The sequence below is a fragment of the Bacillus sp. PK3-067 genome, assembly GCF_056738645.1.
On record NZ_CP096490.1, the window covers coordinates 740001 to 761640 of the forward strand.

Sequence of the window (21640 nt, forward strand, 5' to 3'; positions counted from 1 at the left end):
CAATGGAGGGACGCAGAAGGATAGAAGAAGCGTGCGATTGGTTGTGCACGTCCAAGCAGTTAGGCTGATAAGTAGGCAAATCCGCTTATCGCGTATGCTGAGCTGTGATGGGGAAGCTCCTTATGGAGCGAAGTCTTTGATTCCCCGCTGCCAAGAAAAGCTTCTAGCGAGATAAAAGGTGCCTGTACCGCAAACCGACACAGGTAGGCGAGGAGAGAATCCTAAGGTGTGCGAGAGAACTCTGGTTAAGGAACTCGGCAAAATGACCCCGTAACTTCGGGAGAAGGGGTGCTTTCTTAACGGAAAGCCGCAGTGAATAGGCCCAAGCGACTGTTTAGCAAAAACACAGCTCTCTGCGAAGCCGTAAGGCGAAGTATAGGGGGTGACACCTGCCCGGTGCTGGAAGGTTAAGGAGAGGGGTTAGCGTAAGCGAAGCTCTGAACTGAAGCCCCAGTAAACGGCGGCCGTAACTATAACGGTCCTAAGGTAGCGAAATTCCTTGTCGGGTAAGTTCCGACCCGCACGAAAGGTGTAACGATTTGGGCACTGTCTCAACCAGAGACTCGGTGAAATTATAGTACCTGTGAAGATGCAGGTTACCCGCGACAGGACGGAAAGACCCCGTGGAGCTTTACTGTAGCCTGATATTGAATTTTGGTACAGTTTGTACAGGATAGGCGGGAGCCATTGAAACCGGAGCGCTAGCTTCGGTGGAGGCGCTGGTGGGATACCGCCCTGACTGTATTGAAATTCTAACCTACGGGTCTTATCGACCCGGGAGACAGTGTCAGGTGGGCAGTTTGACTGGGGCGGTCGCCTCCTAAAGTGTAACGGAGGCGCCCAAAGGTTCCCTCAGAATGGTTGGAAATCATTCGTAGAGTGCAAAGGCATAAGGGAGCTTGACTGCGAGACCTACAAGTCGAGCAGGGACGAAAGTCGGGCTTAGTGATCCGGTGGTTCCGCATGGAAGGGCCATCGCTCAACGGATAAAAGCTACCCCGGGGATAACAGGCTTATCTCCCCCAAGAGTCCACATCGACGGGGAGGTTTGGCACCTCGATGTCGGCTCATCGCATCCTGGGGCTGTAGTCGGTCCCAAGGGTTGGGCTGTTCGCCCATTAAAGCGGTACGCGAGCTGGGTTCAGAACGTCGTGAGACAGTTCGGTCCCTATCCGTCGTGGGCGTAGGAAATTTGAGAGGAGCTGTCCTTAGTACGAGAGGACCGGGATGGACGCACCGCTGGTGTACCAGTTGTTCTGCCAAGGGCATAGCTGGGTAGCTATGTGCGGAAGGGATAAGTGCTGAAAGCATCTAAGCATGAAGCCCCCCTCAAGATGAGATTTCCCATAGCGTAAGCTAGTAAGATCCCTGAAAGATGATCAGGTTGATAGGTTCGAGGTGGAAGCATGGTGACATGTGGAGCTGACGAATACTAATAGATCGAGGACTTAACCATATAATATGTAGCAAATGTTATCTAGTTTTGAAAGAATATAAAAAACTTGTTGACTTTCGAGGTCAAATAAGTTAAAATGATTCTTGTCTTAAATGAATACAGTCTGGTAATGATGGCAGAGAGGTCACACCCGTTCCCATACCGAACACGGAAGTTAAGCTCTCTAGCGCCGATGGTAGTTGGGACCTTGTCCCTGTGAGAGTAGGACATTGCCAGGCAAAATGGAGGATTAGCTCAGCTGGGAGAGCACCTGCCTTACAAGCAGGGGGTCGGCGGTTCGATCCCGTCATCCTCCACCATATATGTCGGAGGGGTAGCGAAGTGGCTAAACGCGGCGGACTGTAAATCCGCTCCTTCGGGTTCGGCAGTTCGAATCTGCCCCCCTCCACCATTCTTAATTAATGGGCTATAGCCAAGCGGTAAGGCAACGGACTTTGACTCCGTCATGCGCTGGTTCGAATCCAGCTAGCCCAGCCATTAAGAGCCATTAGCTCAGTTGGTAGAGCATCTGACTTTTAATCAGAGGGTCGAAGGTTCGAGTCCTTCATGGCTCACCATTTTAATGAAATATGCGGGTGTGGCGGAATTGGCAGACGCACTAGACTTAGGATCTAGCGCCTTTGGCGTGGGGGTTCGACTCCCTTCACCCGCACTTTTAATAAAATAACTCATACATGTCTTGCGGAAGTAGTTCAGTGGTAGAATACAACCTTGCCAAGGTTGGGGTCGCGGGTTCGAATCCCGTCTTCCGCTCCAATTTTCAATATGACATGCCGGGGTGGCGGAACAGGCAGACGCACAGGACTTAAAATCCTGCGGTGGGTGACCACCGTGCGGGTTCGACCCCCGCCCTCGGCACCATATGCGCCCGTAGCTCAATTGGATAGAGCGTTTGACTACGGATCAAGAGGTTAGGGGTTCGACTCCTCTCGGGCGCGCTTTTATTAACGGGAAGTGGCTCAGCTTGGTAGAGCACCTGGTTTGGGACCAGGGGGTCGCAGGTTCAAATCCTGTCTTCCCGATATTCCCAAAAAACATGGGGCCTTAGCTCAGCTGGGAGAGCGCCTGCCTTGCACGCAGGAGGTCAGCGGTTCGATCCCGCTAGGCTCCACTTTATTTAATATATGTCTCGGAGGTATACCCAAGTTCGGCTGAAGGGATCGGTCTTGAAAACCGACAGGCGGTGAGAATCGCGCGGGGGTTCGAATCCCTCTACCTCCTCCATTTTTTCTTTAATGGTTTAGACATATAATAATAAAATATTTATTTTTTCCTTCATGGAGGTATACCCAAGTTCGGCTGAAGGGATCGGTCTTGAAAACCGACAGGCGGCGAGAGTCGCGCGGGGGTTCGAATCCCTCTACCTCCTCCATTTTTAAAACTTTATATTGTCGCGGGGTGGAGCAGCACGGTAGCTCGTCGGGCTCATAACCCGAAGGTCGCAGGTTCAAATCCTGTCCCCGCAACCAAATGGTCCCGTGGTGTAGTGGTTAACATGCCTGCCTGTCACGCAGGAGATCGCCGGTTCGACCCCGGTCGGGACCGCCATTTATGTTGGCTCGGTAGCTCAGTCGGTAGAGCAGAGGACTGAAAATCCTCGTGTCGGCGGTTCGATTCCGTCCCGAGCCACCATTTTTTTATGCCGGCTTAGCTCAATTGGTAGAGCAACTGACTTGTAATCAGTAGGTTGGGGGTTCAAGTCCTCTAGCCGGCATCATTTAGGGGCATAGTTTAAAGGTAGAACTGAGGTCTCCAAAACCTCCAGTGTGGGTTCGATTCCTACTGCCCCTGTAAAGTATATGGGCCTATAGCTCAGCTGGTTAGAGCGCACGCCTGATAAGCGTGAGGTCGATGGTTCGAGTCCATTTAGGCCCACCATATATTATTCCGCAGTAGCTCAGTGGTAGAGCTATCGGCTGTTAACCGATCGGTCGTAGGTTCGAGTCCTACCTGCGGAGCCATGGCCCGTTGGTCAAGTGGTTAAGACACCGCCCTTTCACGGCGGTAACACGGGTTCGAATCCCGTACGGGTCATACAAAAAAGAGTCAGCATTATGCTGGCTCTTTTTTATTTTGTTAATCCTTTTTATTACGTTACTTTCCAGAAATAAATAAAGGAATTTTGGAAAAGCTATGGTATGTATAAAAAGGAGGAAATCATAATGACACGAGTGAGAGACTTAATGAGTACCCATATTGTACATTGTACACCGCTAGACAATGTATATGAGGCAGCTGTAAAAATGAAGGAAGAATCGATTGGATTAATTCCTGTTGTTGAAAATGAGCAAGTTGTTGGGCTTGTTACTGATCGTGATTTAGTCGTTCGAGGGATTGCTGAAAAACATCCTGGATCTAATAAGATTACAAATGTAATGACAACAAATATTATCTCAGTTTCTCCAAATGATTCTATTGAAAAAGCTACAGAGCTAATGGCACAGCATCAAATTAGACGATTACCAGTAGTTGATAGTGGTCAACTTATTGGCATGTTAGCACTAGGAGATTTAGCTATAAGGGAATCAGCAGATGATCAAGCTGGATTTGCCTTGAGCGAAATCTCAGAGCGTACAGAGTAAATTGAAACTTTCATTAACCGAGAGTTTAATGGTCACTCATAAAGAGCTAAATTATATATAAATTTCAGATACATTATTCTAGTATATATGGATTAAACTAATATGTTAGCGTGATGTATCTGAGACATTATATAATAAGTATGTGGTTAATAATTTCGACATTTTTTTAAAATTTGTTATTCTTAATTTTTAATAAGAGAAAAGATGATATACTGATAGATATAAGTATTATGAGAGATTTTGAATATAACAATATTAATTTTTAGTGGTGCGATAATAAATTAATATTTCCTACATAGATGAAAAGGGAAGGGGAATTATATGAAGGCTGTACAGGGCGATCCAAATTGGAATTTGGTTACAGATACATATATAGAACCAAATAATTTCGCTGAATTATTTTCTTTGCTTGTACCTTGTCACCCAAAAGGTGAGGGGAAAGAACGAACTATATTAGTATGGAAAGAGAAAGAATTTTATAAAGAAGAAAATTTAGCGGCATTTATCGTATATGGCATGAATAAAGCAAAGAAATTACCGCAGTTTCATAAAGATGAAATTCCAACTTTAGTGCGTATTCTTCGCTTATGCCAAGAGATTGGTTGGTATGAAGAGGCAAATGATTTTATGATAGCGCAAGGATTAGCTGAGTTTGTTCATACTTCATTGGAATATGAAACATGGGATCTTTTGACGCAATCAGTTGCTTTAAATTATTTAATTATTAAATATCGTATAGGTGAATTGACAGATAGGGATATTGAAATTTGGGATAGAGTTAAATTTAATGAGAAGTGTATAACCGATTGTAAACATTTATTATCTCATAAAGAAGTATTGGAATTTACATTCTTTTATATGTGCAAGAGAGCGAAATCATTATCAAAAGAGCAATTAAATAGTGATATGATGAGTTTAGCAATGTATTGTAATACTTTTGTATATGATTTGTATACACATGATTTATTACGGAAATATCGTAAGTGTACAGATTTCCTATCATATTATGGGCCTAGTCAGGCAGTTTTAGCATGTCAAAGAGCTGTATTATCTCAAATTTCCGATCGCTTAGACCCATTAAAGACAACGCATGTAGATGATTATTTATATGTGATGAAAGAAATGATGGAGCATATGACGATAGGAGTAATGGATCGATATGGTCATTTTATTGGAAAGCTACTATCTTATGTGCCATTTTTCGAAATGATACAAGTTCCACAGCATGCATATTATTGTGAAGAATTACTGTATATTTGTAAGGGCATTGAATATAAAGAAGAAACACTACGCAATTATATATTTATACAATTACATGATTGTTTACCATCATTTTTTAGGCTATTTCTTAAAAATAAGCGTTACGCAACGATTCATGATATTCTTTTCTATTGGTGCGATGACGAACAACGAATGAGCTTAGAGAAAAAATATAATCTGAGCTTTATTTATGAAAAATATGCTTGTGGATAAACAATATTTTCGATATGAAAAATTAATATAAATTAAAAAGGATCTCCAGTTTATGTGAGATCCTTTTTTGTTAGTAAAACAAGGAGAAAGTGATTAAGACAAGAAACAACATTCCATATAGGAGAAGTTGTGCAGTATAACTTCCTTGTATACCAAAAAAAGTATTGGCTTTCTTATACAAATTCAATATGTATTTTATTGGAGTATCTTTGAAAGATTGGTACACAGTGTCTCCTCTTTCTAAGCTTCTTGTTTTTGTTTTTGGTTATAAGGGACATTAATATATCTAGCTACAAATAATAAAACAGCCATAAAGAATACTGGAAATACAGTAGATAAATAAAAGCCATTACTAATTATATTTGTTATGAGAGCACTCAAAAGAAAAATAGCATTATAAATATGGGCAATTTTTTGTTTTAGTTGCACTTGAAATGATTCCATCATAATTTCTAATGCAACAAAAGCAATAATAATAGATAAAAATACAATGTTTGTATTGTAAATGATTAAACAACAGATTAAACCTAAAAAGGCTACGTATTCAATTATAAGAGGTATATTGCGTGGCATACAATTTACCTAACTAAATATGGCAGTGGATTTACTGCATTTGTTTTTTCAAAATTCCATTCTCCATTATGTAATTCAAAATGAAGATGTTGCCCGTATGAATGACCTGTGTTTCCCATATGACCTATTAATTGTCCAGTCTGTACTTGATCACCAGCTTGTACAGTGCGATCCTTCATATGAGCATAAACAGTTGTATATAATTTCCCATTGATTTGATGCGCAATGAAAACAACATTGCCATAGCTAGCTGAATAATAAGATTTCACAACTTTACCTGCAGCAGCAGCTTGGATAGAGACGTTTCCTGGAGCGGCAATATCTATACCATAATGCATTTGTTCCCAGCGTATATCAAAGGTTGAGCTAATTCTTCCTTGAGCGGGGAATTTGAAAGCAGCTGGAATTGATGAAGGCTGATCTGTTTTAGCTTGTGGTTGATTTTGTACTACATAGTGTTTTGCTACATATCCGTATCCTGTGCCAAAACGAATTTTATACCAAGTACCTACAGTTTCTACTACTTGTACTTGAGTACCGTTTTGTAATGAACCGAGTAGAGCGCTACTTGTACTAGCGGTGCTACGTACATTTAGATTAGGTGTTGCAACAGTATATTTTGTATTATTTTGAACGGTGATTCCTTTTACTAAGGGTTGTGAACCATTAGAGATGAATGCTTTTTGTACGTAACCTGTTTGGCCATTATGTGATATTTTATACCATTCGCCTTGATCTTCTTGAACGGTAATAAACTTACCATTTGGTAATACATCTAAAATGGAAGATTCTAAATTAGGTTCAGAGCGAACGTTTAATGCATTAGCATTAACGATGTATTGATCATTAGATTGAAGTTTGTTTTTTAGTAAAATAGCATCTTTTTGTACATAACCTACTTTATTATGAACAGATACTTTATACCAACCATTAGTTGTTTCAATGATGTTCACTTTTGTATTAAAGCGAATTGTATCAATTGATGTGCTTTTTACGTTATCTTCTGTATGTAATGCTACTTGATCGACTTTGACATACCCAGTTTTAATATTAGATAATTGTTCAGCGTTTGCTTTTTGTACATTTGTTTCACCCATAGAAGGAAGTAAAGAAGCAATCGCTACAGTAGTTGCTGTTAAAGCAGTAGCTTTCATATTCATGGAATAGAGACCTCCTCTAGTTGTATAGTTGTAATTTTATTATAGTATAAAGATATAATATAGTGGGGGTATTCACATAAATGTAATATGAAATCAATATAAAAATAAATTTTTTGAGGATAATGATTCCTTTTTATACAATTAATTGGGGTTTTATTTTCTAAAATAGAATGTATGTATTGTATAATTTTGATATTATGTTGATAATTAAGAAAATTAAAAAAGTTGATGATGTCTTATTAGGGTGTTATACTGACAGTGATAATTTTATAGTTTGCTAGGAGAGCTGGTGTTGCCAGCTGAGAGTAGGCCGTAAGCCTTTGATCCTTTTTATTACCTGATCTAGATTATGCTAGCGTAGGGAAGCAATTCGGACACTAACAATGAGTCCCCGTTTCTTTGCGTATAGAAACGGGGCTTTTTTATTTGAAAATTTCATATTGAAACCACTAGGGGTGCTTGACTTGCTGAGAGAGGAATAATCCTTAACCCTTACAACACCTGATCTAGGTAATACTAGCGAAGGGAAGTGGAACATCGAATAAATGTATAACTTTATTTGCTGTAACCACTTCTTATATATAGAAGTGGTTTTTTATTTAGATACATATATTGGAAGGGGATAGAGAAATGAAATTTTGCGATAGATTATTAGAAACTGTGCAACCGGTTTGGGAGATGAGTCATAATCATCCGTTTGTAGTGGGTATGGGAGATGGCACGTTAGAAAAAGATAAATTTCAGTATTATATTATTCAAGATTATTTATATCTGCTAGATTATGCAAAGTTATATGCGATTGGTGTTGTAAAAGCAACGAATCCACAAGTAATGGGAAAGTTCGCTGAACAAATTGATGGAATATTAAATGGCGAAATGACAATCCATAAACAATATGCAAAAAGACTTGGAATTTCTATAGAGGAGATAGAGTCTGCGAAACCATCTGCTAAAAATTTAGCTTATACAAATTACATGATGTCTGTATCTCAAAATGGCACACTTGCGGAATTAATAGCAGCGCTTCTTCCATGTATGTGGAGCTATTGGGAAATTGGAAAGCGTTTAAATGATATTCCTGGAGCAAGAGATCATGAGTTTTTTGGTGAGTGGATTCAAGGATATAGTTCGGAAGAATACGGTAATCTTTGTATTTGGTTAATAGATTTATTAAATGAAATGGCAGTTGGAAAGTCTGAGAAAGAACTAGAAAGATTAGAGGAGATCTTCTTATATTCCAGTCGATTTGAATATTTATTCTGGGATATGTCCTATCGTAAGGAGATGTGGGGATTTGAGGAGCAAGAACATACTACAGTTTCATAATGTTTCTTTTCATTACGATGAGAAACCAATCATCCATGAATTAAATGCTTCTATACATGAGAAAGAGTTTGTCAGTATTATCGGACCGAGTGGATGTGGAAAAAGTACTTTATTTCGCCTTATTACAGGTCTAGAAAAGGTAAGTACTGGACAGATAGAACTGACAGAAACAAAGAACCATCCTGTAGGATATATGCCGCAAAAAGATATGCTTTTGCCGTGGAGAACAATTATTGAGAATGCTGCCCTGCCGCTAGAGTGCCAAGGTGTACAGAAGAAAGAAGCAGAAGTAAAGGCAAAGGAACTGTTACATAAATTTGGTTTGCAAGGGTATGAGAAAAAATATCCGAAAGATTTATCTGGTGGTATGAGACAACGTGTATCTTTTATTCGAACTTTATTAACAGGCGGGGAGATATTGCTGTTAGATGAACCATTTAGTGCGTTGGATGCTTTAACGAAGACCTCTTTGCAAGAATGGTTGTTTGAACAATGGCAAGAGTGGGAAAAAACAATTTTATTCATTACTCATGATGTTGAAGAAGCGTTATTTCTTTCAAACCGAGTTTTAGTAGTGGAACAGCAGCCGATAACGACTTTGACTGAGCGGAATGTACCGCTTGATCATAACAGAACACGAAAAGATTTATATAAACCGGAAGTATTAGCGCTGAAAGATGAGCTTCTTAGTATGTTACAAAGGCAGGTACTTGTGTGATGAACCGATTGAAAGAATTAGTTCCTGCTATTACACTTTCTAGTATTTTACTAGCTGTGTGGGAAATAGGAGCAAGAATTGTAGATGAGATGTACATTTTACCGTCACCTTCTGCGATTTTAATGAAGATATGGAAACTAAAAGACATATTATTTACGGTTCATTTACCTGCAACGTTATACGTCGTTTTAATAGGTGTTGTTATCTCTATCGTATTAGGTGTAGGGCTAGCGATGTTAATGAATGCGAGTACATGGATGGAGAGAGCGTTTTATCCATTATTAGTTGCTTCACAAACGATTCCGATTACTGCGCTTGCTCCGCTATTTGTTTTATGGTTTGGATATACAATTTGGAGTAAGGTTGTTGTCACAGTTTTAATTACGTTTTTCCCAATTGCGGTCAATACGTATGATGGACTGCGTAGTACGAAAAAAGAATGGGAGGAGCTCTTAGTTACATATGGAGCAACAAAAAGAGATATTTTTCTTAAATTAAAGTTGCCGTCTGCTCTTCCTTATTTTTTCTCAGCTTTAAAAATTGCAGTTCCGCTTAGTGTTATCGGAGCAGCAATTGGAGAATGGCTCGGTGCACAAGCTGGGCTTGGATATTTCAGTAAGAGAATGATGACGCAGTTAGATGGAGCTGGCGTATTTGCACCTATTGTATTGTTATCATTATTAGCTATTTTCTTCGTCGTAATTATTTCCATATTAGAAAAGAAATTCATTAGTTGGAGGAAGCATTCATGAAATTTTTAAAGCGCATCTTTGTGTTTACATTATTAATTGCAATAATTGCAGGATGTTCGAGTAATTCAGCATCAGACAAAAGTAAAAAAGAGAAAGAAATAACAGTCATGTTAGATTGGTATCCAAATGCGGTACATAGCTTTATCTATGCAGCAATTGAAAAAGGATACTTTAAAGAAGAAGGTGTAAAGGTAAATATTAAATTCCCTTCTAATCCGACTGATCCATTAACGCTGGCAGCAGCAGGGAAGGTGACAGTTGGCTTGTATTATCAGCCAGATGTTGTTATGGCGAAAGCGAATGAGCAAATTCCAGTGAAATCAATTGGGGCTGTCGTACGTTCACCATTAAATCATGTTGTATCACTGAAATCAGCGGGCATTCAATCACCGAAAGATTTAGAAGGAAAAACAGTAGGATACTCTGGAACACCATTAAGTGAGATGTATTTAAAAACGATGGTAAAAGAAGCTGGTGGTAATCCTGATACAGTGAAAGTAGTAGATGTTGGCTTTGATTTAGTACCAGCATTAATTACGAAGAAAGTAGATGCGGTAACAGGGGCATACATTAACCATGAAGTACCTGTTATGCGTCATGAAGGCCATGAACCAGCGTACTTTAATCCAGCTGATTACGGAGTACCAAACTATCATGAGCTTGTGTTTGTAACAGGTGATAAAACGTTGAAAAAAGATAAAGAGGCGTTGCAAGCTTTCTTACGTGGTACGAAAAAAGGCTATGATTTCATGAAGAAAAACCCAGATGAAGCATTGAATATTTTATTAAATCATCAAGAAAAAGAAAACTTCCCACTTGTGCCAGAAGTTGAAAAGGAAAGTATGAAAATTTTATTAGAGAAGATGGAAACGAAAGATGAGCCATTCTTATCAGATTCAAAAGAATCTTGGGAGAAACAAAATAAGTGGCTGAAGGACAAAGGAATGACGAAAGAAACCGTCCCAGCCGATGAATTATTCGAAAATATTTTAAAGTAGGCGAATGAATATGAAAAATGAGCTCCACGTAATCTCAAATGGCCATATGCCATTCGAAGAGTTAGTGAATGTAGCGATGCAAATTGAGAGTGAGATTGATTATTTGCATATTCGTGAGCGTGAGAAGAGTACGAAGGAATTATATGAAGGTGTGGAAAGTCTATTAATGGAGGGCTTTCCGGCTTCTAAAATTGTCATAAACGATCGAATTGATATTGCAATTTTATTAAATATTCCTCGTGTTCAACTAGGATATCGAAGTACAGATGTAAAGTCAGTGAAAGAAAAGTTTTCGTATTTGCATGTCGGTTATTCTGTGCATTCGCTAGATGAAGCAATAGTAGCTTTTAAAAATGGAGCGGATTCACTCGTTTATGGCCATGTATTTCCGACAGATTGTAAAAAAGGTGTGCCAGCGAGAGGGCTTGAAGAAATTTCAGACATTGCAAGGTGTTTATCTATACCGATTACAGCAATTGGAGGAATTACCCCAGAAAACACAGTGGATGTTCTTACTAACGGTGTAAGCGGTATAGCAGTTATGTCTGGAATTGTAAGTAGTAGTAACCCGTATAGCAAAGCGAAATCTTATAAGGAATCAATAAGAAAGTGGGCGGAAAAACATGTGTGAGAAGTATGATGTAGCGATTATTGGTGGTGGTGTAATTGGTAGTTCAGTTGCACATTTTCTAGCAGAAAGAGGACATAAAGTAGCGATTGTGGAGAAGCAAAGTATTGCATCGGAAGCTTCAAAAGCAGCTGCTGGTTTACTTGGTGTTCAGGCAGAATGGGATGCGTATGATCCGCTATTTGAACTTGCTAGAGAAAGCCGAGCTATATTTCCACAACTTGCAGCAGTTTTACGTGAAAAGACGGGTGTTGATATTGGATATGAAGAAAAAGGAATTTATCGTATTGCTCAAAATGAAGATGAGAAGGAAAGAATTCTTCACATTATGGATTGGCAGCAGAAAACAGGTGAAGATTCTTATTTTCTAACGGGAGACCATGTGCGGGAAAAAGAGCCATATCTATCCGAATCTATTATAGGAGCAGTATATTATCCGAAAGACGGTCATGTTATTGCACCAGAGCTTACGAAAGCATTCGCACATTCTGCAGCGATTTCCGGTGCTGATATATATGAACAGACAGAAGTATTTGATATCCGTATTGAAAATAATAAAGTGACTGGAGTTATTACAAGTGAAGGTATTGTCACATGTGAGAAAGTCGTTATTGCAGGAGGTTCATGGAGCACGAAGTTACTCAGTTATTTTCACCGCGATTGGGGTACATATCCAGTTAAAGGAGAAGTGGTTGCGGTAAGAAGTAGAAAACAACTTTTAAAAGCACCTATTTTTCAAGAAAGATTTTACATTACTCCAAAGCGCGGTGGACGTTACGTAATTGGGGCAACAATGAAGCCACATACGTTCAATAAAACTGTGCAGCCAGAAAGTATAACTTCTATATTAGAGCGTGCTTATACAATATTGCCAGCTTTAAAAGAAGCAGAATGGGAAAGCACGTGGGCAGGATTAAGACCACAATCGAATCATGAAGCTCCTTATATGGGAGAGCATGAAGAAATAAAAGGTTTATATGCTTGCACGGGCCATTATCGAAACGGTATTTTATTAAGTCCTATTTCTGGCCAATATATGGCTGATTTAATAGAAGGAAAGCAAGAGAATCATTTGCTAGATTCATTGCTTTCTAGAAGAGTTTAGAAAGGGGATGGAAGTTTGAATTTAAAAATTAATGGTAACCAAATTGAAGTGCCAGCGAGTGTAAAAACAGTAGCTGAGCTACTTACACATTTAGAGCTAGATAACAGAATTGTTGTAGTAGAGCGTAATAAAGATATTTTACAAAAAGATGATCATACAGATACATCTGTTTTTGATGGAGACCAAATTGAGATTGTAACTTTCGTAGGAGGCGGTTGATTATGTTAAACATTGGACCATTTTCATTTCATTCTAGACTTTTATTAGGAACAGGTAAATTCCCTGATTTTGACGTACAGCAAAAGGCAATTGACGTTTCTGAAGCTGAAATTTTAACGTTTGCAGTACGTCGTATGGATATCTTTGATGCAAAGCAACCTAATTTATTAGAGAAACTTGATGTGAAAAAATATACGTTATTACCAAATACAGCAGGAGCAAAAAACGCTGAAGAGGCTGTTCGTATTGCAAAATTAGCAAAAGCTTCTGGGCTTTGTGACATGATAAAGGTAGAAGTTATTGGTGATGATAGAACGTTATTACCTGATCCGGTAGAAACGTTAAAGGCATCTGAAATGTTACTGGAAGAAGGATTTATCGTACTTCCGTATACATCTGATGATGTTGTATTAGCACGTAAATTACAAGAGCTTGGCGTGCATGCGATTATGCCAGGAGCATCTCCAATCGGATCAGGACTTGGTATTGTAAATCCATTAAATTTGAGCTTCATTATTGAACAAGCGACAGTACCAGTTATCGTTGATGCCGGTATTGGTAGCCCAGCTGATGCGGCATTTGCAATGGAATTAGGAGCAGATGGCGTGTTATTAAATACAGCTGTATCAGGAGCAAAAGATCCTATTAAAATGGCACAAGCAATGAAATTAAGTATTGAAGCAGGCCGTTTAGGATTTGAAGCAGGTCGTATTGCACGTAAGCGTTGTGCAACTGCAAGTAGTCCTTTAGAAGGAATGAGCGTAGTTGAATAATCGATATTCTCGCCAAGAACTATTTTCTCCAATTGGAGAAGAAGGACAGCAAAAGATAAGAGAAAAGCATGTGCTTATTATCGGTGCAGGTGCATTAGGTAGTGCAAATGCAGAGATGTTTGTAAGAGCAGGTGTTGGCAAGATAACAATTGTTGACCGTGATTATGTAGATTGGAGTAATTTACAAAGACAACAATTGTATGCAGAGAGCGACGTAAAGAATAATCTCCCAAAAGCTATAGCGGCTAAAAAACGTTTAGAAGAGATTAATAGTGATGTAACAATAGAAGCTCTCGTTCAAGATGTAACAGCTGAAGAGCTAGAAGAACTTGTTATAAATGTTGATGTAATTATTGATGCGACTGATAATTTCGAAACGCGCTTTATTGTAAATGATATATCACAAAAATATTCTATTCCATGGATTTACGGTGCATGTGTAGGTAGTTACGGTCTTTCTTACACAATCCTTCCTAGTAAAACACCATGTTTATCATGTTTATTACAGTCGATTCCGCTTGGCGGGGCAACATGTGATACAGCGGGTATTATATCACCTGCTGTATCTCTTGTCGTTTCTCATCAAGTAACAGAAGCTCTTAAACTGTTAGTAGAAGATTACGAATCACTTCGAGATGGGCTTGTATCGTTTGATATGTGGAAGAATGAGTATTCATGTATGAATGTGCAAAAACTTCGCCAGCATAATTGTCCTTCATGCGGAGAGAATGCATTATATCCGTATTTAAATAAAGAAAACACATCAAAAACAGCAGTTTTATGCGGGCGAAATACAGTTCAAATTAGACCACCTCATAAAGATGAAATGAATTTTGAACAATATAAAGAGTTGTTGGAAGGTCGTGTAAATGATTTAAATATAAATCCATATTTACTATCATTTTCTGTTGAAGACAAGAGGTTAGTAGCCTTTAAAGATGGCCGTGTGCTCGTACATGGAACGAAAGATATAAGCGAAGCAAAAACAATTTATCATCGCTATTTTGGATAGAAAAGGATGAATGGGATGAAAGTGAATAAAGCTTTAACAATTGCAGGGTCTGATAGCGGCGGCGGTGCTGGAATTCAGGCAGATTTAAAAACATTCCAAGAGCTTGGTGTATACGGAATGACGGCTATTACGGCAATTACTGCTCAAAACACGCTTGGCGTTCAAGGGGTATATCCTGTTCCGTTAGAAGGTATTACAGAACAGCTGAATTCAATTGGTACGGATTTAACACCAGATGCAGTGAAACTAGGAATGTTATTTAGTAGTGAAATAATTCAAATTGTTGCAGAACAAATTAAAAAATTTGGCTGGAATAATATTGTGCTAGATCCCGTTATGATCGCAAAAGGCGGTGCATCATTATTACAGCAAGAAGCAGTTCATGCATTAAAAGAATATTTATTACCAGTAGCAACCGTTATAACACCGAATGTTCCAGAAGCAGAAGTGTTAACTGGGGTGGAGATTCATAATGTTGAAGATAGTAAGGAAGCTGCAAAAGTATTGCACGAATTAGGTGCTAAATATGTGCTTATGAAGGGCGGACATGCAGAATATCAAGGTAATGAAGTAATTGATTTCCTCTTTGATGGAGAAGAATTTATTGAGTTTAGAAGCGAGCGAATTCCTTCAAAGCAAACGCACGGAAGTGGGTGCACATTTGCTTCAGCGGTTACAGCAGGACTCGCGAAAGGATACTCAATTGAAGATGCTGTTCAAGAAGCAAAACGATTTATTAGTATAGCAATTGAAGAGCCATTGAATATTGGTAGTGGTCATGGACCAACGAATCATTTTGCGTATAAAGTGAATAAAACGCGTGTATAGATAAGTGAAAAGCCAGTTTTATAACTGGCTTTTTTTCTGTTTACTTTTTCAAAATACAGGAGTAATATATCAGCCAGAATATATTTTTTTGTAAACGCTGAGTCCAATTATATGGAGCGGAGGAACCAATTTGTGCAGTGTCACTAGGGGTGAATCTTTCAAATTTGAAAGTAGGGCTACTCTCAAAGCCCGAATCCGACAGCTAACTTCGTAAGCGTCTTGAGAGAGGACGGTGCCATGATGGATACATCACTTCATCGATCTGATTAGTATAGGGGAATATCAATCTATGTTTGATTTCTTTTATACTAAGGAGGATGAGGTACATGGAACTAACACTTATTTGTGTTGGAGAAGAAAGTAAGGTAAATAGTTTAAGAGATCTAGTTGCATTTCAACATGAGTTAGTTATTTTTACAGCAAATGAAGAGGTAGCGGCTGAAGTTAGGAATTGTGGGTTTGATTGGACTTATAGTTGTAGTAAGGAGCAGGATTTTACTAGTATTTGTGAGTGTATTAAGAAGGTCATTTTACTAGGGGATGAGCTTCCAATCGTTAGTTTCTTCACAGAACACATTCGTTTTTCTTTTCAAGCACCTATTACTGTTGTTACAAGGAATAAACGATATCCAGCGAGGCTCTATGAAACCATTGGAGCTAAGTTTGTCGTGTTTACAAATTGTGATAATATTTCTTTTTTATTTTTTGAATAGGGCGGGGGAAGAAATGATGAAGGTACTATTACTTGGAGATATAGCAAATCGTTGGGCAGTATCGGTAGAGCGAGTTCAAGAATTGGTCCAGATTGATCCCCTTTTTCCAGGGCCATATATTATATTACCATCAAAAGATGCTTTGTATTTAGAGATGGATATTACCGAGTATGAGCAGCTACATGCAGAATTGACACAAGTTTATATTCGTGGGAGAAATTTACGTGCATTTTTACGAGGAGAATAAAGGTTGAATAAAAAAGAGCGAATGCTGAGTGCAACAAGCTATGCACTTCATGTCATTCGCTCTTTTTATTTCATATTTAAAAGGTCATTTTTAAGAAAAGAAAAGAGAAATAAAGAAAATAGATGAAATAACAGTAATAATCTTCAATGTAAGCGTTTAAATGAATGTAAATATTATTATTTTCAGTAATTTACCCCTTTACAAGTGAAATATAGAGGAGTATATTTACTCTCATAAATCATTCATAAAATTTCCAAAAAAACCTAAAATCGCTGAGTTCCAGAAATGGAGCGGGGGAACCAATTTTGTGCATCGTCACTTGGGGTGAATCTTTCAGTTTTGAAAGTAGGGCTACTCTTTAGGCCCGAATCCGACAGCTAACCTCGTAAGCGTTTAGAGAGGAGGTTTACTTTTTGTTGTTCATTTTTTGAACACTGAGTAGAGCTCAGTGTTCTTTTTTAATATTTAAATGGTAAATTTTAACAAAAAGAGAGGGATAGTTATGTTAGATGTTGTAATGGTCGGGATTTTTATTTTATTAGTTGCATCGATGGCAAGTCTTGCAAGTTGGTCAGATAAAGTTGTGAAAGAAGGAAAGCAATCATGATGATTGTCTTATCGGTTATTGTCGCAGCAATTACAGTGTATTTAGTGTATGCATTATTAAATCCAGAGAAGTTTTAATTAGGGGGAATCATTCATTATGATTTGGGTTGCAGTCATTATTACAATGCTCTTGTTTATTTTAGTAGCAAAGCCAACGGGGATTTATTTAGAAAAAGCTTTTCAAGGTAGCAAAACGTTAGATAAAGTATTCGGGCCTTTTGAAAAACTTATTTTTAAAATTACGGGTGTAAAAGCATACAATCAAACGTGGAAACAGTACGCATTATCATTAGTTTTATTAAATGGATTTATGATCGTTGTCGTATACTTCATTTTCAGATTACAGGGTGTGCTGCCACTAAATCCAGCGCATATTGAAGGGATGGAGCCTACGCTCGCTTTTAATACAGCAATTAGTTTTATGGCTGATACAAACTTACAGCATTATAGCGGTGAAAATGGTTTATCTTATTTATCACAATTAATCGGAATTACATTTTTAATGTTTGCGGCACCAGCAACGACATTAGCGCTCGTTATGGCTTTTATAAGAGGACTTGCTGGAAAAGAACTTGGTAACTTTTTCGTTGATTTTACGAGAGCGTTAACGAGAGTGTTTCTTCCTATTGCATTTATTGCGGCACTAGTTTTTGTCGCACTTGGCGTACCACAAACGTTAGATGGGGCGGTTACAGCACAAACGATTGAAGGTGCAAAGCAAAGTATTTTACGTGGACCTGTTGCATCATTCGTTTCCATTAAGGAACTTGGAAATAACGGCGGTGGATTTTTCGGAGCAAACTCTACGCATCCTTTCGAAAATCCAGGACAAATGAGTAATATTTTGCAAATGATGCTTATGATGTTATTACCAACAGCACTTCCATTTACGTACGGACGAATGGTCGGAAATAAAAAACAAGGCCGCATCCTTTTCGTGTCACTATTTATGGTATTTTTACTAGGGTTTATAACGATTACGACATCTGAACTAAACGGGAACCCGGCATTAAATGGAATGGGTATCGAACATGTACAAGGAAGTACAGAAGGGAAAGAAGTACGATTTGGAACAGTATTTTCTTCACTATACGCAACGGTAACGACAGCTGCTGAAACAGGCGCTGTTAATACGATGCATGATACGTTAACACCAATTGGCGGTTTAGTTCCGCTTGTAAATATGATGTTAAATACTGTGTATGGCGGCGTTGGAGCAGGTTTTGTAAACATTATTATGTATACAATTATCGCGGTGTTTATATCTGGGTTAATGGTTGGACGGACACCAGAGTTTTTAGGTAAAAAGATTGAAGGTAAGGAAATGAAATTAATCGCGGTCACGATTTTATTTCATCCATTGCTCATTTTAGGATTTTCGGCATTAGCTCTTTCAACAAATTTAGGGACGGATGCTATTTCTCATTCCGGTTTCCACGGTTTGACGCAAGTGGTATATGAATATACATCGTCAGCTGCGAATAACGGATCTGGATTTGAAGGATTAGGAGATAATACACCGTTTTGGAATATTACGACTGGTTTAGTTATGTTTTTAGGACGTTACTTCAGTTTAATTACGATGCTAGCTGTGGCAGCTTCATTGAAAGAAAAAACGGTAGTGCCAGAAACAGTCGGAACGTTCCGTACAGATAATAGTTTATTTGGTGGCATCTTCATCGGAACAATTGTAATTGTCGGTGCATTAACATTCTTCCCGATGTTAGTACTCGGTCCAATTGCAGAATTTCTTACATTGAAGTAATGGAGGGTAAATGATGAGACCGGTAGTAGTAAAAGAAAAACAAGTAAATGAGTCACAAATACATGCTGTAGAAGATGAAGTTAGACAAGCGAAAACGATGGATCGTGATATCGTAACACATGCGATGAAGCAATCCGTTGCGAAATTGAATCCGAAAGTCATGATAAAGAATCCGATTATGTTCGTTGTGGAAATTGGATTTATCATTACGTTCATTTTATCTTTTCTTCCAAGCAGTTCTAGTAGTATACCAGGATGGTTTAATATAACAGTTTCTCTCATTCTATTATTTACAGTTTTATTTGCGAATTTTGCAGAAGCATTAGCAGAAGGTCGTGGTAAAGCGCAAGCCGATTCTTTAAAGCAGTCGAAGAAAGATGTGTTTGCAAATGTAGTAAAAGAAAATGGAGACATTGTCCAAGTTTCAGCAACTGATCTTAGAAAAGGTGACGTTGTTATCGTAAAACAAGGAGAAATGATTCCAAGTGATGGCGAAGTAATCAAAGGATTAGCATCTGTAGATGAATCTGCAATTACAGGTGAATCAGCTCCTGTTATAAAAGAAGCAGGCGGTGATTTTTGTTCCGTAACAGGTGGAACGATGGTCGTAAGTGATGAAATTACAATTGTCATTACGAGTAATCCTGGTGAATCATTTATCGATAAAATGATTTCTTTAGTAGAAGGAGCTGCTCGTCAAAAAACGCCGAATGAGATTGCTTTAAATACAGTATTAACGAGCTTAACTCTTATTTTCTTAATCGTCGTTGTGACGTTGCCGATTTTTACAAATTATTTAGGTTTTCAAATTGATACTGCTGTACTTGTAGCGTTGTTAGTATGTTTAATTCCAACGACAATTGGTGGTTTGCTATCAGCGATTGGTATTGCGGGGATGGATCGGGTGACAAAATTTAACGTGCTAGCGATGTCAGGGAAAGCAGTAGAAGCTGCGGGCGATATTAATACAATTATTTTAGATAAAACAGGTACAATTACTTTTGGGAACCGAATGGCTCATACATTATTGCCTGTAGGAAATGAAACGATTGAGCAAGTTGGAAAGTGGGCCGCTATTAGTTCTGTTTTAGATGAAACACCAGAAGGTCGATCTGTTATCGAGTATGTGCAGGGAAAATCTATATCATATAATAGAGAACTTGCAGAACAAGGTGAGTTTGTTCCGTTTAAAGCAGAAACGAGAATGAGTGGTGTTGATTTACAGGACGGAACGAAAGTGAGAAAAGGTGCTGTCGGTAGCGTGATTGAATGGGTTCAGTCACAAGGTGGAACAATTCCGAAAGATGTAAATCAAAAAGCAGATTTCATTTCAAAAGAGGGCGGAACACCACTTGTAGTTGCAGTGAATAATCGTATTTACGGTTTAATCTATTTAAAAGATACAGTAAAACCTGGTATGCGTGAACGTTTTGAACAGTTACGTCAAATGGGGATTAAAACGGTTATGTGTACAGGGGATAACCCATTAACAGCAGCAACCATTGCAAAAGAAGCAGGAGTAGATGAATTCGTTGCCGAGTGTAAACCGGAAGATAAAATTGCTGTCATTAAAGCAGAGCAAGATAAAGGGAAACTTGTAGCGATGACAGGTGATGGTACAAATGATGCTCCAGCATTAGCACAGGCGGACGTTGGATTAGCGATGAACAGTGGTACGACAGCAGCGAAAGAAGCGGCAAACATGATTGATCTAGACTCGAATCCAACGAAAATTATTGAGGTTGTAGGAATCGGTAAGCAATTGTTAATGACGCGAGGTGCTTTAACGACGTTTAGTATTGCGAATGATATAGCAAAATATTTTGCAATCATTCCAGCAATGTTTACACTTGCGATTCCGCAAATGGAGGCATTGAACATTATGAAATTAACATCACCACTGTCAGCGATTTTATCAGCATTAATATTTAACGCTGTTATTATTCCATTACTCATTCCGTTAGCGATGAAAGGTATTGCATATAAACCGATGAGTTCTAATGCATTGCTTAGCCGAAACTTACTTATTTATGGGCTTGGCGGAGTTATCGTTCCGTTCATTGGAATTAAAGTAATTGATATAATTGTCGGCTTGTTCATATAAGGAAGAGGGGAAAAAGATGGAGAAGAAACAAAGTATACTATCACCAATTATCCGTATTACTTTTACATTTCTAGTGTTGTGCGGACTTGTATACCCGCTTATTGTTACTGGTATTGCACAAGCCGTGATGAAGGATAATGCGGATGGAAGTCTAATATATAATGATAAAAATGAAGTGATTGGTTCTAAATTAATCGGGCAAAACTTCACGGATCCACGTTATTTTCAAGGGCGTGTTTCTAGTATTGAATATAAGGCTGAAGCATCTGGTTCAAATAACTATGCACCATCTAATCCAGATTTAGAGAAACGAGTAGAGAAAAGTATTGAAGAGTGGAAGAAACAAAATCCGAGCGTTCCAGTTACAGAAGTACCGATAGATTTAGTGACAAATTCAGGTTCAGGGCTTGATCCTGATATTAGTCCGAAGGCAGCTTCTGTGCAGGTGGATCGCATATCGAAATTAACGAATATTCCGAAAGAAAAACTTAATCAATTGATTAAAGATCAAACAGAAGGTGCTGCGCTTGGTTTATTTGGAGAGACCCGCGTAAACGTCTTAAAGCTAAATTTGGCATTACAGGAATTAATGAAATAGTAAC

General features: G+C 38.5%; 22 protein-coding genes, 20 tRNA genes, 2 rRNA genes and 4 riboswitches (1 of these 48 running past the window's edge). Of the genes, 42 read left to right on the top strand and 2 right to left on the bottom strand.

The window, feature by feature from the left end:
• From M1D73_RS03720 to M1D73_RS03835, 24 genes are all read left to right on the top strand, one after another.
• A 23S ribosomal RNA gene (locus M1D73_RS03720) occupies window positions 1-1456 on the top strand (it extends 1466 nt beyond the left edge of the window).
• Window positions 1457-1558: 102 nt separating this feature from the next.
• A 5S ribosomal RNA gene (rrf, locus tag M1D73_RS03725) occupies window positions 1559-1674 on the top strand.
• 5 nt (window positions 1675-1679) lie between these two features.
• Window positions 1680-1755: transfer RNA gene (locus tag M1D73_RS03730), tRNA-Val, on the top strand.
• 8 nt (window positions 1756-1763) lie between these two features.
• Window positions 1764-1847 (top strand) — tRNA-Tyr (locus tag M1D73_RS03735).
• Window positions 1848-1858: 11 nt separating this feature from the next.
• Window positions 1859-1933 (top strand) — tRNA-Gln (locus M1D73_RS03740).
• 4 nt (window positions 1934-1937) lie between these two features.
• Window positions 1938-2013 (top strand) — tRNA-Lys (locus tag M1D73_RS03745).
• A gap of 14 nt (window positions 2014-2027) precedes the next feature.
• A tRNA-Leu gene (locus M1D73_RS03750) sits at window positions 2028-2108 on the top strand.
• A 29-nt stretch (window positions 2109-2137) separates the two neighbouring features.
• A tRNA-Gly gene (locus tag M1D73_RS03755) sits at window positions 2138-2212 on the top strand.
• A 16-nt stretch (window positions 2213-2228) separates the two neighbouring features.
• Window positions 2229-2317, top strand: a tRNA-Leu gene (locus M1D73_RS03760).
• Between the two features lie 3 nt (window positions 2318-2320).
• Window positions 2321-2394, top strand: a tRNA-Arg gene (locus M1D73_RS03765).
• Between the two features lie 10 nt (window positions 2395-2404).
• Window positions 2405-2478 (top strand) — tRNA-Pro (locus M1D73_RS03770).
• 16 nt (window positions 2479-2494) lie between these two features.
• Window positions 2495-2567: transfer RNA gene (locus M1D73_RS03775), tRNA-Ala, on the top strand.
• 20 nt (window positions 2568-2587) lie between these two features.
• Window positions 2588-2680, top strand: a tRNA-Ser gene (locus M1D73_RS03780).
• Between the two features lie 55 nt (window positions 2681-2735).
• Window positions 2736-2828: transfer RNA gene (locus M1D73_RS03785), tRNA-Ser, on the top strand.
• Between the two features lie 20 nt (window positions 2829-2848).
• Window positions 2849-2925, top strand: a tRNA-Met gene (locus M1D73_RS03790).
• Between the two features lie 3 nt (window positions 2926-2928).
• Window positions 2929-3004: transfer RNA gene (locus M1D73_RS03795), tRNA-Asp, on the top strand.
• An 8-nt stretch (window positions 3005-3012) separates the two neighbouring features.
• Window positions 3013-3088 (top strand) — tRNA-Phe (locus M1D73_RS03800).
• A gap of 9 nt (window positions 3089-3097) precedes the next feature.
• Window positions 3098-3170: transfer RNA gene (locus M1D73_RS03805), tRNA-Thr, on the top strand.
• A gap of 6 nt (window positions 3171-3176) precedes the next feature.
• Window positions 3177-3247: transfer RNA gene (locus tag M1D73_RS03810), tRNA-Trp, on the top strand.
• Window positions 3248-3257: 10 nt separating this feature from the next.
• Window positions 3258-3334 (top strand) — tRNA-Ile (locus M1D73_RS03815).
• Between the two features lie 8 nt (window positions 3335-3342).
• A tRNA-Asn gene (locus M1D73_RS03820) sits at window positions 3343-3417 on the top strand.
• Between the two features lies 1 nt (window position 3418).
• A tRNA-Glu gene (locus tag M1D73_RS03825) sits at window positions 3419-3490 on the top strand.
• 128 nt (window positions 3491-3618) lie between these two features.
• The gene (locus M1D73_RS03830) at window positions 3619-4038 is read left to right on the top strand and encodes a CBS domain-containing protein (RefSeq protein ID WP_000199006.1); all 420 of its coding nucleotides are present in this window, start codon (window positions 3619-3621) and stop codon (window positions 4036-4038) included.
• A 321-nt stretch (window positions 4039-4359) separates the two neighbouring features.
• On the top strand, window positions 4360-5511 hold the full coding sequence (locus tag M1D73_RS03835; protein WP_000648912.1) for a DUF3965 domain-containing protein: 1152 nt from the start codon (window positions 4360-4362) through the stop codon (window positions 5509-5511).
• 240 nt (window positions 5512-5751) lie between these two features.
• Here the strand turns inward: M1D73_RS03835 and M1D73_RS03840 are convergent, their stop codons facing one another.
• Together M1D73_RS03840 and M1D73_RS03845 are read right to left on the bottom strand one after the other, a co-directional pair.
• Complete coding sequence (locus M1D73_RS03840) at window positions 5752-6084, bottom strand: hypothetical protein (RefSeq protein ID WP_001137823.1); 333 nt, start codon at window positions 6082-6084, stop codon at window positions 5752-5754.
• 5 nt (window positions 6085-6089) lie between these two features.
• On the bottom strand, window positions 6090-7244 hold the full coding sequence (locus tag M1D73_RS03845) for an SH3 domain-containing protein (RefSeq protein ID WP_001056030.1): 1155 nt from the start codon (window positions 7242-7244) through the stop codon (window positions 6090-6092).
• A 269-nt stretch (window positions 7245-7513) separates the two neighbouring features.
• Window positions 7514-7625: riboswitch (TPP riboswitch) on the top strand.
• Between the two features lie 60 nt (window positions 7626-7685).
• A riboswitch (TPP riboswitch) is annotated at window positions 7686-7789 on the top strand.
• 85 nt (window positions 7790-7874) lie between these two features.
• Here M1D73_RS03845 and tenA point away from each other — a divergent pair.
• The 18 genes from tenA (at window position 7875) to kdpC (ending at window position 21636) form a co-directional block, all read left to right on the top strand.
• Window positions 7875-8570 (top strand): thiaminase II, encoded by a 696-nt coding sequence (gene tenA / locus M1D73_RS03850; RefSeq protein ID WP_000666827.1) that lies wholly within the window; start codon window positions 7875-7877, stop codon window positions 8568-8570.
• Window positions 8539-9288: an ABC transporter ATP-binding protein gene (locus M1D73_RS03855; protein WP_121868526.1), complete on the top strand. Its 750-nt coding sequence runs from the start codon at window positions 8539-8541 to the stop codon at window positions 9286-9288. The genes tenA and M1D73_RS03855 overlap by 32 nt, the downstream gene beginning before the upstream one ends.
• A complete protein-coding gene (locus M1D73_RS03860; RefSeq protein ID WP_001080853.1) occupies window positions 9288-10040 on the top strand; it encodes an ABC transporter permease in 753 nt (250 codons plus the stop codon). Before M1D73_RS03855 ends, M1D73_RS03860 begins: the two co-directional genes overlap by 1 nt.
• Window positions 10037-11038, top strand: coding sequence for an ABC transporter substrate-binding protein (locus M1D73_RS03865; RefSeq protein WP_000670414.1), 1002 nt, complete (start codon window positions 10037-10039; stop codon window positions 11036-11038). Before M1D73_RS03860 ends, M1D73_RS03865 begins: the two co-directional genes overlap by 4 nt.
• A 10-nt stretch (window positions 11039-11048) precedes the next feature.
• Window positions 11049-11669: a thiazole tautomerase TenI gene (tenI, locus tag M1D73_RS03870; protein WP_000787170.1), complete on the top strand. Its 621-nt coding sequence runs from the start codon at window positions 11049-11051 to the stop codon at window positions 11667-11669.
• Window positions 11662-12771, top strand: a complete 1110-nt coding sequence (gene thiO / locus M1D73_RS03875) for a glycine oxidase ThiO (RefSeq protein WP_000333313.1) — start codon at window positions 11662-11664, stop codon at window positions 12769-12771. Before tenI ends, thiO begins: the two co-directional genes overlap by 8 nt.
• Window positions 12772-12786: 15 nt before the next feature.
• A complete protein-coding gene (gene thiS / locus M1D73_RS03880) occupies window positions 12787-12990 on the top strand; it encodes a sulfur carrier protein ThiS (protein ID WP_001049502.1) in 204 nt (67 codons plus the stop codon).
• 2 nt (window positions 12991-12992) lie between these two features.
• Complete coding sequence (gene thiG / locus M1D73_RS03885) at window positions 12993-13763, top strand: thiazole synthase (protein ID WP_000931981.1); 771 nt, start codon at window positions 12993-12995, stop codon at window positions 13761-13763.
• Entirely contained in the window at window positions 13756-14775 is a 1020-nt protein-coding gene (gene thiF / locus M1D73_RS03890) for a thiazole biosynthesis adenylyltransferase ThiF (protein ID WP_001065417.1), read from the top strand. The genes thiG and thiF overlap by 8 nt, the downstream gene beginning before the upstream one ends.
• Before the next feature lie 15 nt (window positions 14776-14790).
• Window positions 14791-15603, top strand: a complete 813-nt coding sequence (gene thiD / locus M1D73_RS03895) for a bifunctional hydroxymethylpyrimidine kinase/phosphomethylpyrimidine kinase (RefSeq protein ID WP_000867371.1) — start codon at window positions 14791-14793, stop codon at window positions 15601-15603.
• A gap of 85 nt (window positions 15604-15688) precedes the next feature.
• A riboswitch (cyclic di-AMP (ydaO/yuaA leader) is annotated at window positions 15689-15836 on the top strand.
• Window positions 15837-15929: 93 nt separating this feature from the next.
• A complete protein-coding gene (locus M1D73_RS03900) occupies window positions 15930-16316 on the top strand; it encodes a hypothetical protein (RefSeq protein ID WP_000424087.1) in 387 nt (128 codons plus the stop codon).
• Between the two features lie 13 nt (window positions 16317-16329).
• Entirely contained in the window at window positions 16330-16563 is a 234-nt protein-coding gene (locus M1D73_RS03905; RefSeq protein ID WP_002025339.1) for a hypothetical protein, read from the top strand.
• A gap of 3 nt (window positions 16564-16566) precedes the next feature.
• Window positions 16567-16689, top strand: coding sequence for a hypothetical protein (locus tag M1D73_RS03910; RefSeq protein WP_001034421.1), 123 nt, complete (start codon window positions 16567-16569; stop codon window positions 16687-16689).
• A gap of 134 nt (window positions 16690-16823) precedes the next feature.
• Window positions 16824-16969: riboswitch (cyclic di-AMP (ydaO/yuaA leader) on the top strand.
• Between the two features lie 96 nt (window positions 16970-17065).
• Window positions 17066-17170, top strand: a complete 105-nt coding sequence (locus tag M1D73_RS03915) for a SipW-dependent-type signal peptide-containing protein (RefSeq protein WP_000887894.1) — start codon at window positions 17066-17068, stop codon at window positions 17168-17170.
• Window positions 17170-17247, top strand: coding sequence for a K(+)-transporting ATPase subunit F (gene kdpF / locus M1D73_RS03920; RefSeq protein ID WP_223153441.1), 78 nt, complete (start codon window positions 17170-17172; stop codon window positions 17245-17247). The genes M1D73_RS03915 and kdpF overlap by 1 nt, the downstream gene beginning before the upstream one ends.
• Window positions 17248-17266: 19 nt before the next feature.
• Window positions 17267-18934 carry a potassium-transporting ATPase subunit KdpA gene (kdpA, locus tag M1D73_RS03925; protein ID WP_121868525.1) on the top strand — a complete coding sequence of 556 codons (1668 nt, stop codon included), beginning with the start codon at window positions 17267-17269 and terminating at the stop codon, window positions 18932-18934.
• A 13-nt stretch (window positions 18935-18947) separates the two neighbouring features.
• Entirely contained in the window at window positions 18948-21038 is a 2091-nt protein-coding gene (kdpB, locus tag M1D73_RS03930; protein ID WP_121868524.1) for a potassium-transporting ATPase subunit KdpB, read from the top strand.
• A gap of 16 nt (window positions 21039-21054) precedes the next feature.
• Window positions 21055-21636: a K(+)-transporting ATPase subunit C gene (gene kdpC, locus M1D73_RS03935; protein ID WP_000412608.1), complete on the top strand. Its 582-nt coding sequence runs from the start codon at window positions 21055-21057 to the stop codon at window positions 21634-21636.
• Window positions 21637-21640: the final 4 nt, after the last annotated feature.